Genomic DNA, 17,007 nt, shown 5'->3' with positions numbered 1-17,007 from the left:
AATCTACAGAGTAAATTTTTATTTGGTTTTTAAAAATTCCAAATAGGGTTGCACCGTTAATTGCTCAGCTTCTAATATCGGCATATGTCCTACGCCTTCTAACAAAATAGGCGGTTGAGCATTTTTGAATAAAGATTTGAGTTCTTGGGCAACTTCAACATTGATAATTTTGTCTTGTTTCCCCCAAATGATTAATGTTGGAACATCAATTGAACGTGCTGCCAGTGCAAAAGAATCAGGCGTGTAAGTTTTAGACATCAGCACAAGTTGATCGACCATTTTTTGAGTATTTTTTGATTGTGAAATCATCATTTTTTCTTGTTCGACTTTTATTTCATTGGGAATAAAAGGTGCAGATGCAGTCGCCAAGTGTATCAATTTATCAAAATCTCCAGTTTTAGATATGACTAGATCCTTTAATAATGCTGGGTCTTTTAAATAGGGGGTATTGGCAGATTTAAAAACGCCTGCACTATCAATCAAAAGTAAAGAATGCGTATTGATTGGATATTGAGCTGTATAAAGCATGGCAATCGCACCTCCCATACTGTGTCCAGCAATGTGCAACTGATGGTCAAACTGTCCTGCTTCAACAAAACGACGAATTTTTTCAGTTAAGTTTGGGATGCTTAAATCGAAATTTTCAGGAACTGATGTTTCACCATGTACAGGCAAGTCTGGAATAACAACGTGATAATAGGGGGTCAAATAACGCGCCATCCGATTCCAATTATCACGAGTTCCGGATAGACCATGAATAAGTAAAAGCGTAGGTTTTGCTGATGAGCCACCTTCACTATAGGTCCAAGTAATATCTTGCACCTTTAATTTTTTTGTGTGTAAACCTGCCCAAGTGCGTTCTTGTTGTAAGATATTTTGGAAATTGAGAGCAGGGGCTGCAAAACTTGTACGGGGTAAAACACTCAAACTCACCGCTGTCACTCCCGTCCAAAGCAGCATAGCGGATAGGCAAAGGGTTGAAAAAGTCCTTTTCATCTATTTTTTCTCATCATTTTTATATTAAGTAAGTCATTAGCATAAAAGAGTTGAGAAATTAAAACATTTGCTTGAAACTTTTAATTGGATATTTTAAGGACAATCTATGCACACCCCTTTAAATACAAAAACTGATGAATTGGCACGTCAAATTTTACAAGTGATTGCTTTAATTCCATATGCAAAAGTAGCCACCTACGGGCAAATTGCAAAGCTGGCAGGTTTACCCAAACATGCTCGTTTAGTTGGATATGTTTTAAAAAATATGGATGCTGATACTGAAATTCCTTGGCATCGTGTGATTAATTCGCAAGGAAAAATTAGCCTGATCAAAGTGAATCTGCAGGGTGAAAATATTCAATCTTTAAAATTACTAGCGGAAGGGATTGTCGTTATTGGGGATAAAATTAATTTAAAGAAATATCAATGGATAAATGATTGATAGCTCAAACAGCAGTCAGTAAAAGTTCCCCAACTTTAGAAAAAGCGGGGAAGAGACGATTAAGATGATTGACGAACAATCAGTACAGGAATATGAGACTCACCTAAGAGACTTTGTGCAACGCTTCCGAGAAAGAACTTCTTAAGACCTGTACGACCATGCGAACCAATAATGATCAGATCTGCATGATTTTCTTCAGCGACTTTGATAATTTCACGATGAATGACTTGTCCTTCAAGAATTTTAGTTTCGACTTCAATGCCATATTGATTGAATTTAACTTTTGCTGCATCGAGAGATTCTAGAATAGACGTACGAGCACGTTCAATTAAGTCATTGGTTTGATGGGCAGAAATATATTCTGCTGCAATATAGGGATCTAACGACAAAACTTGAACCACTATAATTTTACTGCCAAATGCCTGCGCAAATTCAATTGATTTTGCAACAGCAGCATAAGCAGTTTCTGAGCCGTCTACAGGGACTACAATAGTTTGATAAGCCATGTGACTTTCTCCTTGCAATCTTCATTGAATAGATAAACTTAAAATGATGACTCAATTCTCTAAATATAATAAAGATTTGATTTTAATCTGTTTTTAAATAAAAAATATTGATTTCATAGAGATATTTGCTCCAATAAAAAACTTTATTATCATTTAATTTAACATGGATTGTTAAAGTGATGGGTGGGTTGGAACGTATTTATGATTGAATTTGTAAGCAGAATTTTAGTTTGAAAACATATGTAAAAAAGACATCAATCAACTTGAAGAACTTTTACATGATCTGAAAGTAACTTGTTCATACTGAAGTGGAAATGACCGAACAAAACTAACGAAATTAGGCTAAAAATAACTTTGAGGATCATATCGTTATTAAAGTTAATAGTCATTTTAAAGCCAGATTAGGAGATGTAAATCTAGGGACTATTTTAGAAATAGATCAATTATCGGTTTTTATTAAACATGATAAAACAGCTGAGCTAACAAATGAGAGAGCATAAGCTTTTATACTTAATTCAAAATTATTCTGCACTGGCTCTAAAGCGCTGAACTGAATTAATCAGTAGTTGAAATAATATATTGAATCGGGCTTTATTTAAGAAACTCAAATAAAGAATCAACATCCTGCGTCTGTAACTGCTCACGCATTTTTAAAAACTGTTTTTCATCTAAGTCATAAAGTTTAAGTGCAAGCAGTTTTTCTATATCTTCTTCAGGAAAGCGGTGTTTAATGATTTTTGCAGGAACACCGCCCACAACAGCATAGGCTGGCACATCTTTAGTCACCACAGCACCTGTCGCAACCACAGCACCTTCACCTAGCTTTACTCCTTGCATAATCATGGCTCGGCTACCAATCCAGCAACCATCGCCAATAACCGTATCACCAGCAGGGACAAAACTTCGTGTATCAAACGGAAAGGCTGAAATCCAGTCTGTACGATGTAATTGGTTGCCGCCCATCATAATGACGCATTCTGCGCCAAAACAGACAAAGTTGCCGATATAAAGTTGATCTATTGGTTTTTCAACAGTAGTGGGTTTGTCATGCAGATAACGCACTACACAGCGCTCAAAACCTTGATCCCAAAAAGCTGAATAATATGAATAATTCCCTTTAATATGGATATTGGGATTTTTCACTGTTTTTGAAATAAATTCAAATTCACACCAATGTTTCACAGGGGAATTAATCAGTTGCTCAGACATGGGAATACAGTGTGGAAAGTTTGGAAAATTATAACTTAAATAAGACCTCTATCTTTTACGAAAGAGGAATTTTTACTCTCTTTACGAAGGATCAGGGAGAAAACTTAAAAACAAAAAACCCCCGAAAAAATGGGGGTTTTAGGAAGTGATGTATCTTTAAAAATTAAAGATATTCAACTTTTACAATTTCATACTCTACTTCACCTTGTGGTGTCGTAATTTTTGCTTCATCGCCTTCGCTTTTACCCAAAAGACCACGTGCAATTGGAGAGTTCACAGAAATCTTATTAATCTTAAAGTCTGCTTCATCGTCACCTACAATTTTGTAGGTTTTCTTTTCTTCAGTGTCTAAATTTTCGATGGTTACGGTCACACCAAAAACAACACGGCCATTTTGTTCAAGTGATTTTACATCAATTTCTTGAACTGCACCCAGTTTGCCTTCAATATCTTGAATACGACCTTCACAGAAGCCTTGTTGCTCGCGAGCAGCATGATATTCCGCATTTTCCTTCAAATCCCCGTGTTCACGTGCTTCAGCAATTGCCGCAATAATACGTGGACGGTCAATACTTTTTAATTGATATAATTCTTTCTCTAAGGCTACTTTGCCTTCGGGAGTCATAGGATAACGTTGCATTGTTGTCCCTCAAAGTGAGTAAAAAATGAATGGATTCTAAATAAAAAAATCCCGCCACCGATCAGGTGACGGGACCTCTCGATAGATAATTAGCCTGTTGTTAAATCTTGCAAGCGATATACATCCATTGGTAATTTAATGGCTAAAGCTTGGCATACAGCATCAGCACCATTCAAAGTCGTGGTGTAATACACTTTACCTTGAAGTGCAGAACGACGAATCGAGAATGAATCTTGCTGAGCTTGTTTACCTTCAGTGGTATTGATAATGAGGTGAATTTCGCCATTTTTCAAGCGGTCGACAATATTAGGACGACCTTCAGTGACTTTATTCACACGTTCACAAGCAATACCCGCTTCGTTGATGACATCAAATGTACCACCAGTGGCAATCACTTTGAAACCGAAATCAACCAATTGTTTCGCAATACCCACAACACGCGGTTTGTCTGAATCACGAACTGAGATAAATACGTGTTTCACTTCGCCTTCGGTTGGTTTACCTGGTAAACGATCATTCGAGCCTAACACAGCTTTATAGAATGCTTCACCAAATGAAGTACCCACACCCATAACTTCACCTGTAGATTTCATTTCAGGCCCAAGAACAGGGTCAACACCAGGGAATTTTGAAAATGGGAATACCGCTTCTTTTACAGCAAAGTGAGTCGGGATAATTTCTTTAGTAAATCCTTGAGATTCTAAAGATTGACCCGCCATACAACGTGCAGCTACTTTTGCTAAAGATTCGCCAATACATTTAGATACAAACGGCACGGTACGTGATGCACGTGGGTTCACTTCTAAGATGTAAACGTCATTACCTTTTACAGCAAACTGAACGTTCATCAAACCAATCACGCCAAGCTCTTTTGCCATAGCAACAGTTTGACGACGCATTTCGTCCTGAATCTCATTTGAAAGAGAATAAGGAGGAATAGAACATGCAGAGTCACCTGAGTGAATACCTGCTTGTTCAATGTGCTGCATAATACCGCCAATTACAACATCTTTACCGTCAGATACACAGTCTACGTCAACTTCAATGGCATCATCTAAGAAATGATCAAGCAGTACAGGTGCTTCATTTGAGGCTTGAACCGCATCACGCAGGTAGCGTTTAAGTTCGTCATCGTTGTATACGATTTCCATCGCACGACCACCAAGCACGTATGATGGACGAACAACCAATGGATAACCGACTTTAGATGCTTCAGCCATACCTTCTTCAGCAGATTTAACAATGCTATTTTTGGGTTGACGAAGTTGTAAACGTTGAATCATTTGCTGGAAACGTTCACGATCTTCTGCACGGTCAATTGCATCAGGCGACGTACCAATAATTGGTGCGCCTGCTTCTTCTAAAGCACGTGCCAATTTTAAAGGTGTTTGACCACCGTATTGTACGATAATGCCTTTAGGCTTCTCGATACGTACGATTTCAAGCACATCTTCTAAAGTAATCGGTTCGAAATACAAACGATCTGATGTGTCATAGTCCGTTGAAACCGTTTCAGGGTTACAGTTCACCATAATGGTTTCGTAACCGTCTTCACGCATTGCAAGCGCCGCGTGTACACAGCAGTAATCGAACTCGATCCCTTGACCAATACGGTTAGGACCACCACCAATCACCATGATTTTGTCTTTGGTTGATGGATTTGCTTCACATTCTTCATCGTAAGTTGAATACATGTAGGCAGTGTCAGATTCAAACTCTGCTGCACAGGTATCCACACGTTTGTAAACTGGCATAACGCCTAAGTTCCAACGGTGTTTACGGAATTGTTTCTGTGAAATACCCATCAAATCTGCAATACGTAGATCTGACAAGCCTTTACGTTTAAATGCGCGAATGTTGTCGGCATTTAAGTCACCAAAACCTAAAGTTTTAATTTCTTCTTCAGTTTTAATGATGTCTTCGATTTGGATCAAGAACCATTTGTCGATATTGGTTGCAGCAAATACTTCATCCAAACTGAAACCATGACGGAAGGCATCAGCCACATACCAAATACGCTCAGGACCTGGAACTTTAAGCTCTTGCAGTATTTTCTCGCGCGCGCCTTCAGCACCGACAGCAATGTGTTCATCAAAACCACACACGCCCACTTCAAGACCGCGAAGCGCTTTTTGCAGAGATTCTTGGAAGTTACGACCAATGGCCATGACTTCGCCCACAGATTTCATCTGTGTGGTTAGAATAGCTTCAGCTTGCGGGAATTTTTCGAAGTTAAAGCGAGGAATCTTGGTAACCACGTAGTCAATTGATGGTTCAAATGACGCAGGTGTTGCACCACCAGTGATGTCATTTTTCAACTCATCAAGGGTATAGCCCACAGCCAATTTCGCAGCAATACGCGCAATTGGGAAACCTGTTGCTTTTGATGCAAGCGCAGATGAACGTGATACACGCGGGTTCATCTCGATCACCACCATACGACCGTCTTTCGGGTTAATACCGAATTGAACGTTCGAACCACCTGTTTCAACACCAATTTCACGCAGAACTGCAATCGATGCATTACGCATGATTTGGTATTCTTTGTCTGTTAATGTTTGCGCAGGGGCAACAGTGATGGAGTCACCTGTATGCACACCCATTGGGTCGAAGTTTTCAATCGCACATACGATAATACAGTTGTCGTTTTTGTCACGAACAACTTCCATTTCGTATTCTTTCCAACCAATCAATGATTCATCGATTAACAGTTGGTGAGTCGGCGATAGGTCGAAACCGCGTTCACAGATTTCAATGAATTCGTCGCGGTTATAAGCAATACCACCGCCCGAACCGCCCATAGTGAAGGACGGACGAATAATTGAAGGGAAGCCCAATTTTGCTTGAATTTCGAATGCTTCTTCCATAGTACTTGCAACAGCAGCACGAGGACATTCAAGACCAATACGACGCATCGCATCATCAAACAATTTGCGGTCTTCTGCCATTTCAATGGCATCTTTACTCGCACCAATTAATTCAACATTGTATTTTGCTAAAATACCGTGCTCATCCAGTGCAAGCGCACAGTTTAATGCTGTTTGGCCACCCATCGTTGGAAGGACTGCATCTGGACGTTCTTTTTCAATAATTTGTGCAACAGTTTGCCAAGTAATCGGTTCGATATATGTCGCATCTGCCATACTTGGGTCGGTCATAATGGTGGCTGGATTAGAGTTCACCAAAATAACACGGTAGCCTTCTTCACGAAGGGCTTTACATGCTTGCGCACCTGAGTAGTCAAACTCACATGCTTGACCGATCACAATCGGACCTGCACCAATAATTAAGATGCTTTTTATGTCTGTACGTTTAGCCATGATCGCTTCCTTAATTACTGCTTAGATGCTTCGATAAGTTCGATGAAATGATCGAATAATGGGGCACAGTCATGTGGCCCAGGACTTGCTTCAGGGTGACCTTGGAAGCTGAACGCCGGTTTGTCAGTACGATGCATACCTTGAAGGGTTTGATCGAATAATGATTTGTGCGTTGCTTTTAGGTTTGCAGGTAATGTATCAATATCAACTGCAAAGCCATGGTTCTGAGAAGTAATCATCACTGTACCATCTTCAAGATTTTGTACAGGATGGTTGGCACCGTGGTGACCGTGAGGCATTTTCACCGTTTTAGCACCAGAAGCAAGGGCTAGGATTTGGTGACCGAGGCAGATACCAAAGACAGGTAAATTTGTGGTTTCAATAATGGTTTTTACAGCTTCAATTGCATAATCACATGCAGCTGGATCGCCAGGGCCGTTCGATAAGAACACACCATCTGGATTTAATGCGAGAACTGTTTCTGCAGGCGTTTGAGCTGGAACTACAGTCAGTTTGCATCCACGGTCAACCAGCATACGTAAGATGTTGGTTTTGACACCGTAATCATATGCCACAACATGGAATTTAAGTTCAGGTTGAGAGAAGCCTTGACCCAGTGTCCAAGAACCTTCCGTCCATTCAAAACCCGTCGGATCACAGCATTCTTTCGCAAGATCTAAACCATCCAAGCCACCGAAAGCACGTGCTTTTTCTAAAGCTTGTTCTTCTGTGATATTTTCACCAGCAAGAATACAACCATTTTGCGCACCTTTGGCACGTAAAATTCGTGTCAATTTACGTGTGTCAATATCAGCAATCGCGACAACATTGTGTTGTTCTAGGTATTGGCCTAAAGATTGATTAGCACGGAAATTGCTATGCAATAAAGGGAGGTCACGGATAATAAGACCATTTGCCCAAACCTTATGAATTCGACCTGACTCAGTGTCTTCTTCGTTGCAACCTGTATTGCCCACATGTGGGTAAGTCAAAGTTACAAGTTGTTGTGCATAACTTGGGTCAGTCAAAATTTCTTGATAGCCAGTCATGGCAGTATTAAAAACGACTTCACCAGTCGTACTACCCGATGCACCGATAGACGTACCTTTAAAGATCGTTCCATCTGCGAGGGCTAAAATGGCGGGAGTGCTCAAACCAAAGCTCCTGAAATTTAGGCTGTAAAAAAGCGAGTAGACGAAAAAAAAGGAAGGCTATTTTTTTAACCAACCCTCCTATGTCTGCTCGCTTGAACTTAACACGGCATTATACGCAGTAAAGCCTCTAAAGTCCATTTTATTTGTACTGATTATCAAAGATAAATAACATGTATCTTGGTTTGTCGTCTGAGAGAACGCAGTGTAACTAAAATGTAAACAATTGAAAATTGTCTGACAAATCATCGTTTAAATTTTATCAAATCGGATTACTCTAGCATTCTCGAAGCGCAATGACAGGATTATGACCATGACAACAGAACAAAAACAAGCGAAAGCGAAAACATCGATTAAAGAAGTAGTCGCAGAAAGTGCAGAAAAATTAGAGCAAGTGTCTAAAGAAGCACAACAAAAGATTACAGATGCAGCGGTTGAGTCGACAGAAAAAGTTCAAGCTGAGGCAAAAGAATTACAGGCAAATGTACAAGGTCAAATTCAGAACTTAAAGCAAGATCTTCTTCAGCGCATTGACATTATTAAAAAACAATTCAGTTCTTCTCAAAAAGAATTAACTGAATTAAAAGAATTTGTGAAAACTGAACTTAATGCTGTTTTAGAAGATTTAAGTAAACTGGGTAAAGAATTGAAAGATGATGTGAGTCAAATTTCGGTTAAACACAAAGATCAGTTGGCTGAAACTTTTAAACGTTCTAAAGATCATACTTTAGATGTATGGAAGAAAGTGGCAGATAAAACTGAAACTAAGACTACATTAAAAAGTTAAGCTGCTTTTAATAAAAGCACAATTTTATACATAAAAAAGTGAGGTTTAATGCCTCACTTTTTTATTATGGGTATTCTTTAAAAATATTAAAACTGATGTAGCCAATCTCGTTTATTGTGAAAATCTGCATTTGGGCTGCTATGTTGCATCGCGTAGTATTGATCACCTTGTGAGGTTTGAAGCACAGCAGTTAAGCCCAAGAACATATTTGACCACTTTAATTTATGCTTCAACATAAACTCAGTTAAATCTAAAGTGACATTTAAACCGTAATGCGTGCGTTTAAGTTGATTAAGCTCAATGTCATGGGCAGCTTGTGGTGGCATATCCTCAGGATAACGGTACTCCTCAAACTGGTAAACTTGCCAAGCTTGAGAGGGGGAGAGGTTAATTTCCCGGTAATAGTCTTCACCATGTACGCCAATAAAAATTTCATAGCAAGTGTGTTGCCACAAAAAATCTTGACGTGGGTTGCCCTGTAGTAGTTTAGGCCATTGCATGAATTGATTAGGATCACGTAACCAATAGCCCACATTCAAACCATATAGACCTTGTTGTTCAATTGCCCCCACGAGGGAGATAGATTGAAAACGACGATCAAAAGCATTAAGTTCGTAACTGGCCATACTGCTTAACTAGACAAATTTGCGTGGCGTACAAGATTTGAAAGTTTTGGATTTTGTTTGGCTGCTTTTTTATAAAGCAATACAATTTTACCAATCGTTTGCACGATTTCAGCACCGGTTACTTGAGCAATTTCATTCATTGCTGCTACACGTGCTTCACGGTCTTCACCCGCAATTTTCACTTTGATTAATTCGTGATCATTTAAAGCACGATTTGTTTCTTCAACGACATTTTCAGTCAAACCTTGGCCACCCAACATAACCACAGGGTTAAGTGCGTGTCCGATTTGACGCAAACGTTTGCGTTCCTGAATTGATAAAGCCGCCATAGAGATAACCTAATTTTAAAAACGACTTAGTATAGCAAATGCCAAGTTTAAACGCTTTATATTCTGTCGAAATAATCAATTTAGATGATCGAAAAAAACAGCATAAAAGATCGAATTTAGATACAGATGTATACTGCAAGCAGGGTATTTTTCACGTACAATCATGAATTAGAAGTTTTTTATTATTTAGAGAGTTATGGCGACACGCATTACTAACCAAAAGTTATCCAAAAGTAGTCGAGATTGGATGCGAGAACACTTAGATGATCCTTTTGTCAAAAAAGCGCAAAAGGAAGGCTATCGTGCACGTGCCGCTTACAAACTTCTTGAAATGCAAGAAAAATACAAAATTATTAAACCAGGTATGACAGTGGTAGATCTGGGTGCAGCTCCGGGAAGTTGGTCACAAATTGCTGGAAAACTGGTCGGTGATAAGGGTTTATTGATCGCTTCAGATATCTTGGAAATGGATGCTTTGCCTGATGTAACTTTTCTACAAGGCGACTTTCGTGAAGAAGAAGTTTTCGAAAAATTGTTAAATCTTTTAAACGGACGCACCGTAGACGTTGTAATTTCAGATATGGCCCCCAATACATCAGGTAACAAGGCTGTAGATCAACCTCGTCAAATTTACTTGTGTGAACTTGCTTTAGATTTTGCCAATAAGGTTTTAGGACCTAAAGGTCAGTTTGTGGTAAAAGTTTTCCAAGGGATTGGATTTGACGAATTTCGTAAACAAGTGGTAGATAGCTTTGATGTTCTAAAGACAGCAAAACCTGCCGCTTCGCGTACCCGTTCTAAAGAAGTATTTTTGATCGGGCAAGGGCGTAAGAAAGTTTCGAGATAAAGTTTACTTGCCAAGACGTTAAAAATTGTGCATTTTGTACATTTTTAAAATATTGCGAAGCTGATCTTTAGCTTAAATTAAGGTCACCCGTTTTGGGCATGATCAAATTAGATTGATATGGGAATAAAGCTTTGAGCGATCTCTTCAAGAATGCCGTATTGTGGCTGGTTATACTCGGTGTACTGATCCTGATTTTCAGTAACATTAGTGACCGCAATCAACCGACTGCAATGAATTATTCAGAGTTTGTTTCAGCGGTGAATGCTGGTCAAATTAAACAAGTCATCATTGATGGCGAAAGAATCCGTGGTGAAAAATCAAACGGTTCTGAATTTGAAAGTATCCGTCCAGCGGTTCAAGATCCAGAACTGATGCCAAGCCTCATCAAAAATAATGTTGTCGTAGAAGGTACTGCACCTCAGCGTCAAGGTTTATTGATGCAACTTCTTATCGCGAGCTTCCCTGTACTTTTAATCATTTTGTTATTCATGTTCTTTATGCGCAACATGGGTGGCGGTGCAGGTGGTAAAAGTGGTCCAATGAGTTTTGGTAAATCAAAAGCCAAAATGTTGTCTGAAGATCAAATTAAAGTGACCTTTTCAGATGTTGCTGGCTGCGATGAAGCGAAACAAGAAGTAGTCGAAATTGTTGATTTTTTAAAGGATCCAACCAAATTTAAACGTCTCGGCGCGAGTATTCCACGTGGCGTATTAATGGTGGGCCCTCCAGGTACAGGTAAGACTTTGCTTGCTAAAGCGATTGCAGGTGAAGCGAAAGTTCCGTTTTTTAGTATTTCGGGTTCTGACTTTGTTGAAATGTTTGTGGGTGTAGGCGCATCGCGTGTGCGCGACATGTTCGAACAAGCCAAACGTCATGCGCCTTGCATTATCTTTATTGATGAGATTGATGCAGTTGGTCGTCATCGTGGTTCAGGTACAGGTGGTGGTCATGACGAGCGTGAACAGACATTAAACCAGATGTTGGTTGAAATGGATGGCTTTGAAGGTAATGAAGGCATTATCGTGATTGCTGCAACAAACCGTGCCGATGTGCTGGATAAAGCTTTACTCCGTCCGGGTCGTTTTGACCGTCAAGTGATGGTCGGTCTGCCAGATATTAAAGGTCGTGAGCAAATTTTAAATGTTCACATGAAAAAATTGCCTTCAGTGACAGGTGTGGATGTACAAGTGCTTGCACGTGGTACACCGGGTTTCTCTGGTGCACAACTCGCCAATTTAATTAATGAAGCTGCTTTATTTGCTGCACGCCGTAATAAAAATACAGTTGATATGCATGATTTTGAAGATGCAAAAGACAAGCTGTATATGGGGCCTGAGCGTAAATCGATGGTGCTTCGTGATGAAGAACGTCGTGCTACAGCTTATCATGAAGCAGGTCATGCGATTGTCGCTGAAACTTTACCGGGTACAGACCCTGTACATAAAGTGACGATTATGCCGCGTGGTTGGGCTTTGGGTGTGACTTGGCAGTTGCCTGAATTTGATCAAACGAGTCATTACAAACACAAAATGTTGAATGAAATCTCTATTTTGTTTGGTGGTCGTATTGCAGAAGAAGTATTTATTAACCAGATGTCTACGGGTGCTTCGAATGATTTTGAACGTGCAACCAAAATGGCACGTGCGATGGTCACTAAATACGGTATGTCTGATAAAATGGGCGTAATGGTGTATGAAGATGATTCGCAGCAATCATTCATGGGCAGTATCGGTAGCCGTACGATTTCTGAAGCAACGCAACAGCAAGTAGATTTAGAAGTTCGCCGCATTTTGGATGAGCAATATAAAGTAGCGCGAGAAATCTTGGAAAGTAAGCAAGATATTGCGCACGCAATGGTAAAAGCCTTGATGGAATGGGAAACCATTGATCGCGATCAAATCCGTGACATTATGGAAGGTCGTGAACCTCAACCGCCTAAGGTATATATTGCTGAAAATCCAGTAATTGATATTACCCCAACGGATGGTCCACTGACACCACCACCATTGCCTGCAAATTAATTTTTTAAAGTGAAGCTAAGAAGAGTCTCAAAGGAGGCTCTTTTTTATGCCGTAATCATTCAATTTTGAAAATATTTCAGCATCTTTAAAACTCAGCATTGCTACACTGGGATTTGAAGATCTAAGGAAAGTAATAAATGAAGTTAATGCCATTACCTAAACGTGTATTGCAGTGTGGACAACATCATTTAGATTTAGCCCAGCCACATGTAATGGGTATTTTAAATGTAACTCCAGACTCATTTAGTGATGGTGGAAAGCACAATAGTCAAGAGCAGGCTGTAGCGTATGCATTACAAATGATTGCTGATGGTGCGACAGTGATTGATATTGGAGGTGAATCAACCCGACCAGATGCTTTAGTGGTAGAGGTTGAGGAAGAGATACGTCGTGTCGTCCCTGTCGTTGAGGAGCTGGCTCAACATAATGTCATTATTTCCATTGATACCTCGCAACCTGAAGTCATGCGTAAAGCGGTACAAGCAGGAGCGCATATTTGGAATGATGTACGTGCTTTAACACGCCCCAATGCGTTAATCACAGCTGCTGAACTTGATATTCCAGTCATTATTATGCATATGCGTGGCGAACCAACGACTATGAATAATTTGAATCAATATAGTGATGTGACTCAGGATGTTATGGGCGAATTACAACATCGTATCAATGCAGCACTCGCAGTCGGGATAAAACCCGAAAATATCATGATTGATCCAGGTTTTGGTTTTGCTAAAAATGCGCAGCAAAATTTAAAGTTATTACAAGAATTTCATGTATTAACAAGTTTGGGCTATCCGATTCTTTCGGCACTTTCACGTAAACGTTTTATTGGTGAAGTGTTAGATGAATCAAATGCGCAAAACCGTCTAGTGGGTTCTGTGACAGCCCATTTATTGAGTATTCAACAAGGTGCATGCATGGTGCGTGTACATGATGTAAAAGCTACCTCTGATGCTATTAAAATATGGCAGGCGATGAATTACGCTTGATGCACAATTGGAACAGATAAAATTATGAAGCCAGTAAAACTAATATTTTATAGTTTGAGTTGGTAATTTTGTTACTTTGTGTTATACAAGCTCGCTTAAACACGTGAATTTTTTGAGTGCTGTATGTTTGAAGATTTACTTCTCCCTATGTTTGATGATGAATATTATCCCGATATTCTGGTTGCTGAAGTTAAGCAAGTGATTAAACAATTTGCCAAAAAAGTCGCCAAAGCAGATTTGTCTGAAACAGAAATTTATCATTTCGCGGCTGAAACTGTGGTCACCATTAATAAAATGAAGCCACAGTTTGAAGATTTAGATTCTGCTTTAGATGATACGGCAGCAGATTATATCGCTGAAGCCATGATGATGGTGGTGCAAGACAAAGGTTATATTGAAATAGAAATGGAAGAATTGGTATCGAATAGAGAGTGGTAAACTGCTCTCTATTTTTTATTTTTTAGCGCAATATTGTTTAAATCTATCAGATAAATGGCAGCTTTAACCCACTTTAATATCTAAGCAAATTATTATTCTTAAATGATATTTATCATTAAGCGAATGATAAATCCCGAGAATATTGAGCCAATATGTGATCTTTTCCTTTAATAGCGTATCAATTGAGCGTTCATTGTTATCTTTATTAAAATCCAGAATTTAATCAGGAACATGGCCTGAAGCATAGCGATTAAAAATATAACGACCATTTTTGATACTGACCATACTTGGAAATAAACCCCATAGTTTTCTATCTCTTCTTCAAGTTTAACTTGTGGTTGATTTGCTCAACACGTATTTCGTTGAGGCTTTCTGATCATCTCTTTATATAAGCGAAATTTTGAATTTTTCGAAAGCAGTTAAAGTTGTTGCTGAGCTTGAAAGTCAAATAAATACACAGATATGATCTGAAATTAATATTAAAGTTTTTATGATCCACTACTATTATTTTTTTAGAAATGACACTTATCGCTAGAACCAAATTTTAGATATAAAAAAACCAGCTCATAGCTGGAATTTTTATTGCACCATTTTAAGAAGTATCAAAATGGTGCCCGAGGCCAGACTCGAACTGGCACGCTTTGTGGGCGGGGGATTTTAAATCCCCTGTGTCTACCGATTTCACCACTCGGGCATGTGCGCAATAATAGAGGACGAAATAAATCTTGGCAAGTCTCTTTCAGTGTATTTGCTTTCTTTTCAATCAATTCATGTGTTTATCTATGAAAATAATTTATTTTTAATCAAAAAAAAGAAGCTGTCATCATTTCTTCATAAATTTGAGATCATAAGGTAATCCTTAGTTTTTATATTTAAAGAATAAAAAATAAGGATAATCCCATGTCATTTAAAATCTCACGCCGCGAACTTTTACATAAATCTTTGGCCAGCTTAGGTGCTTTATCTTTACCTATTTCATTGACCGCTTGTGATGGCGATTCTGAAGATGGTGTACTGTCAAATAAAGTGAAAGCTGAATTTTTACATGGGGTTGCAAGTGGTGATCCATTACAAGATAAAGTTATTCTTTGGACACGTTTAACACCAAATGATGTATCTGCCCGCTTGGAACTGAGTTGGGAAATTGCTTTAGATCAGCAATTTAAGAATCTAGTCAATTCAGGCAAAGTACAAACTTCACAAGCCCAAGATTTTACTGTCAAAGTTGATGCCAATAAGCTTAGATCAAATCAGCAATACTATTATCGTTTTCATTATGGCAATGTGACTTCTCCCATCGGACAAACCAAAACTTTGCCAGAAAATCCTCAGACGGTCAGTTTTGCAGTGTGTTCTTGCTCGAACTATCCAGCGGGTTATTTCCATGTTTATCGAGAAATTGCCAAACAAAATGTCGATGTGGTGATCCATCTAGGCGATTATATTTATGAATATGGTCAGGGGGGGTATGCCAGTGAAGATGCAGCACGTTTAGGGCGTGAACTGGCTGCAGACAACAATCAAGAAATGATCAAATTAGAAGATTACCGCAAGCGTTATGCTTTATACCGAACAGATCTAGATTTACAAACGGTACACCAACGTCATGCATTTATTGTAATTTGGGATGATCATGAATTGGCGAACGATGCTTGGAAAAATGGCGCAGAAAATCACACTGAAGAGTCCGCGAACAATAAAAATGAGGGGCAATTTATTGAGCGTAAAATAGCTGCTTTACAAGCTTATTTCGAATGGATGCCGATACGTCCTGTTTCAGATCATGATCATTTGAATATTTATCGCCAATTTAATTTTGGCAATTTAGTGCAGTTGAATATGTTGGATACTCGAGTTTTAGCGCGTGATCGACAGTTAAATTATGCAGATTATATGACTGCGCAAGGCATGGATTTCCCGCGCTTTCAACAAGATTTAACCCAAGCGACACGTACTTTAATGGGGGATAAGCAACTGCACTGGTTACAAACACAATTAGAGCAATCTAGTGCAATTTGGAATGTATTAGGTCAGCAAGTGCTTATGAGTAAAATGTTGATTCCCGCGGAACTTTTAGAACCTCTCAGTCAAATGGATATTGTGAACTTAAATCAAAAAATTCCAGAGTTAGTAACATTAAAAATCCGTCTCTTGCAGGGTGATCCAAGTTTAACTGAGATTGAGAAAGCACGTTTGACAGTTGTGGCACCTTATAATTTAGATGCTTGGGATGGTTATTCTGCTGAGCGTGAAAAGCTCTATGCGACCTTAAAAAAAGTGAATAAAAAAGTCGTAGTTTTAGCAGGTGATACTCATAACGCTTGGACATCGGATTTGCATAGTCAAACAGGTGAACATATTGGACTGGAACTGGCGACCAGTTCAGTGTCTTCACCAGGGCTAGAACAATATTTGAATATCCCGTTGGCACAATTACAGCAATTTGAATTGGCTTTCACTACCTTAATTAATGAGCTTAATTACTGTAATTTGAATCAACGTGGTTATTTAACTGTGAATTTTACCGCACAGCAAATGCAAGCGAATTGGGTGTTTGTGAGTAGTATTAAAGAGCAACAATATACAGTCGATCATGATCGTTCTTACCATATTTTAGTCGATACTGTGCTGAGTGATATAAAAGACACCCAAAAAATTGCTTAATATTGGGCGGCAAAAATAGGGTAGGGAAACCCAATTTTTGAA

General features: G+C 39.0%; 15 protein-coding genes and 1 tRNA gene. 7 read left to right on the top strand and 9 right to left on the bottom strand.

Translation table 11 applies throughout. The features are described from left to right. Positions 1–18 precede the first annotated feature (18 nt). Positions 19–996: an alpha/beta fold hydrolase gene (locus GA0116959_RS00425; RefSeq protein ID WP_092717131.1), complete on the bottom strand. Its 978-nt coding sequence runs from the start codon at positions 994–996 to the stop codon at positions 19–21. 106 nt (positions 997–1,102) lie between these two features. Here GA0116959_RS00425 and GA0116959_RS00420 point away from each other — a divergent pair, with 106 nt between their 5' ends. Then, the gene (locus GA0116959_RS00420) at positions 1,103–1,438 is read left to right on the top strand and encodes an MGMT family protein (protein WP_092717128.1); all 336 of its coding nucleotides are present in this window, start codon (positions 1,103–1,105) and stop codon (positions 1,436–1,438) included. 59 nt (positions 1,439–1,497) lie between these two features. On the opposite strand, the gene GA0116959_RS00415 is transcribed toward GA0116959_RS00420, so the two are convergent. From GA0116959_RS00415 to carA, 5 genes are all read right to left on the bottom strand, one after another. Beyond that, complete coding sequence (locus GA0116959_RS00415) at positions 1,498–1,944, bottom strand: universal stress protein (RefSeq protein ID WP_092717125.1); 447 nt, start codon at positions 1,942–1,944, stop codon at positions 1,498–1,500. Between the two features lie 591 nt (positions 1,945–2,535). Further along, positions 2,536–3,153: a CatB-related O-acetyltransferase gene (locus GA0116959_RS00410; protein ID WP_092717121.1), complete on the bottom strand. Its 618-nt coding sequence runs from the start codon at positions 3,151–3,153 to the stop codon at positions 2,536–2,538. A 163-nt stretch (positions 3,154–3,316) separates the two neighbouring features. Then, a complete protein-coding gene (greA, locus tag GA0116959_RS00405; protein ID WP_092717118.1) occupies positions 3,317–3,793 on the bottom strand; it encodes a transcription elongation factor GreA in 477 nt (158 codons plus the stop codon). Between the two features lie 89 nt (positions 3,794–3,882). After that, a complete protein-coding gene (carB, locus tag GA0116959_RS00400) occupies positions 3,883–7,113 on the bottom strand; it encodes a carbamoyl-phosphate synthase large subunit (protein ID WP_092717115.1) in 3,231 nt (1,076 codons plus the stop codon). A gap of 14 nt (positions 7,114–7,127) precedes the next feature. Then, on the bottom strand, positions 7,128–8,267 hold the full coding sequence (gene carA, locus GA0116959_RS00395) for a glutamine-hydrolyzing carbamoyl-phosphate synthase small subunit (RefSeq protein WP_092717112.1): 1,140 nt from the start codon (positions 8,265–8,267) through the stop codon (positions 7,128–7,130). A 310-nt stretch (positions 8,268–8,577) separates the two neighbouring features. On the opposite strand from carA, the gene GA0116959_RS00390 reads away from it, so the two are divergent. Continuing rightward, positions 8,578–9,051 (top strand): hypothetical protein, encoded by a 474-nt coding sequence (locus GA0116959_RS00390; protein ID WP_053578436.1) that lies wholly within the window; start codon positions 8,578–8,580, stop codon positions 9,049–9,051. An 86-nt stretch (positions 9,052–9,137) separates the two neighbouring features. On the opposite strand, the gene GA0116959_RS00385 is transcribed toward GA0116959_RS00390, so the two are convergent. Both GA0116959_RS00385 and yhbY read right to left on the bottom strand, forming a co-directional pair. Beyond that, positions 9,138–9,677, bottom strand: a complete 540-nt coding sequence (locus GA0116959_RS00385) for a DOMON-like domain-containing protein (RefSeq protein ID WP_053578435.1) — start codon at positions 9,675–9,677, stop codon at positions 9,138–9,140. Positions 9,678–9,682: 5 nt separating this feature from the next. Continuing rightward, positions 9,683–10,006 (bottom strand): ribosome assembly RNA-binding protein YhbY, encoded by a 324-nt coding sequence (gene yhbY / locus GA0116959_RS00380; RefSeq protein WP_053578434.1) that lies wholly within the window; start codon positions 10,004–10,006, stop codon positions 9,683–9,685. A 196-nt stretch (positions 10,007–10,202) separates the two neighbouring features. On the opposite strand from yhbY, the gene rlmE reads away from it, so the two are divergent. From rlmE to GA0116959_RS00360, 4 genes are all read left to right on the top strand, one after another. After that, a complete protein-coding gene (gene rlmE, locus GA0116959_RS00375; RefSeq protein ID WP_053578433.1) occupies positions 10,203–10,853 on the top strand; it encodes a 23S rRNA (uridine(2552)-2'-O)-methyltransferase RlmE in 651 nt (216 codons plus the stop codon). 131 nt (positions 10,854–10,984) lie between these two features. After that, the gene (gene ftsH, locus GA0116959_RS00370) at positions 10,985–12,874 is read left to right on the top strand and encodes an ATP-dependent zinc metalloprotease FtsH (protein WP_053578432.1); all 1,890 of its coding nucleotides are present in this window, start codon (positions 10,985–10,987) and stop codon (positions 12,872–12,874) included. Between the two features lie 137 nt (positions 12,875–13,011). Then, entirely contained in the window at positions 13,012–13,863 is an 852-nt protein-coding gene (gene folP, locus GA0116959_RS00365) for a dihydropteroate synthase (protein WP_092717109.1), read from the top strand. Positions 13,864–13,986: 123 nt separating this feature from the next. Further along, the gene (locus tag GA0116959_RS00360) at positions 13,987–14,301 is read left to right on the top strand and encodes a DUF5713 family protein (RefSeq protein ID WP_092717106.1); all 315 of its coding nucleotides are present in this window, start codon (positions 13,987–13,989) and stop codon (positions 14,299–14,301) included. Between the two features lie 608 nt (positions 14,302–14,909). Here GA0116959_RS00360 and GA0116959_RS00355 read toward each other — a convergent pair. Next, positions 14,910–14,995, bottom strand: a tRNA-Leu gene (locus GA0116959_RS00355). A gap of 206 nt (positions 14,996–15,201) precedes the next feature. On the opposite strand from GA0116959_RS00355, the gene GA0116959_RS00350 reads away from it, so the two are divergent. Continuing rightward, positions 15,202–16,965 carry an alkaline phosphatase D family protein gene (locus GA0116959_RS00350; protein ID WP_092717103.1) on the top strand — a complete coding sequence of 588 codons (1,764 nt, stop codon included), beginning with the start codon at positions 15,202–15,204 and terminating at the stop codon, positions 16,963–16,965. The last annotated feature ends 42 nt before the right edge of the window (positions 16,966–17,007 follow it).

This window comes from Acinetobacter albensis (assembly GCF_900095025.1).
Classification (GTDB): domain Bacteria; phylum Pseudomonadota; class Gammaproteobacteria; order Pseudomonadales; family Moraxellaceae; genus Acinetobacter; species Acinetobacter albensis.
This window is presented reverse-complemented; position numbering and strand designations above follow the sequence as displayed.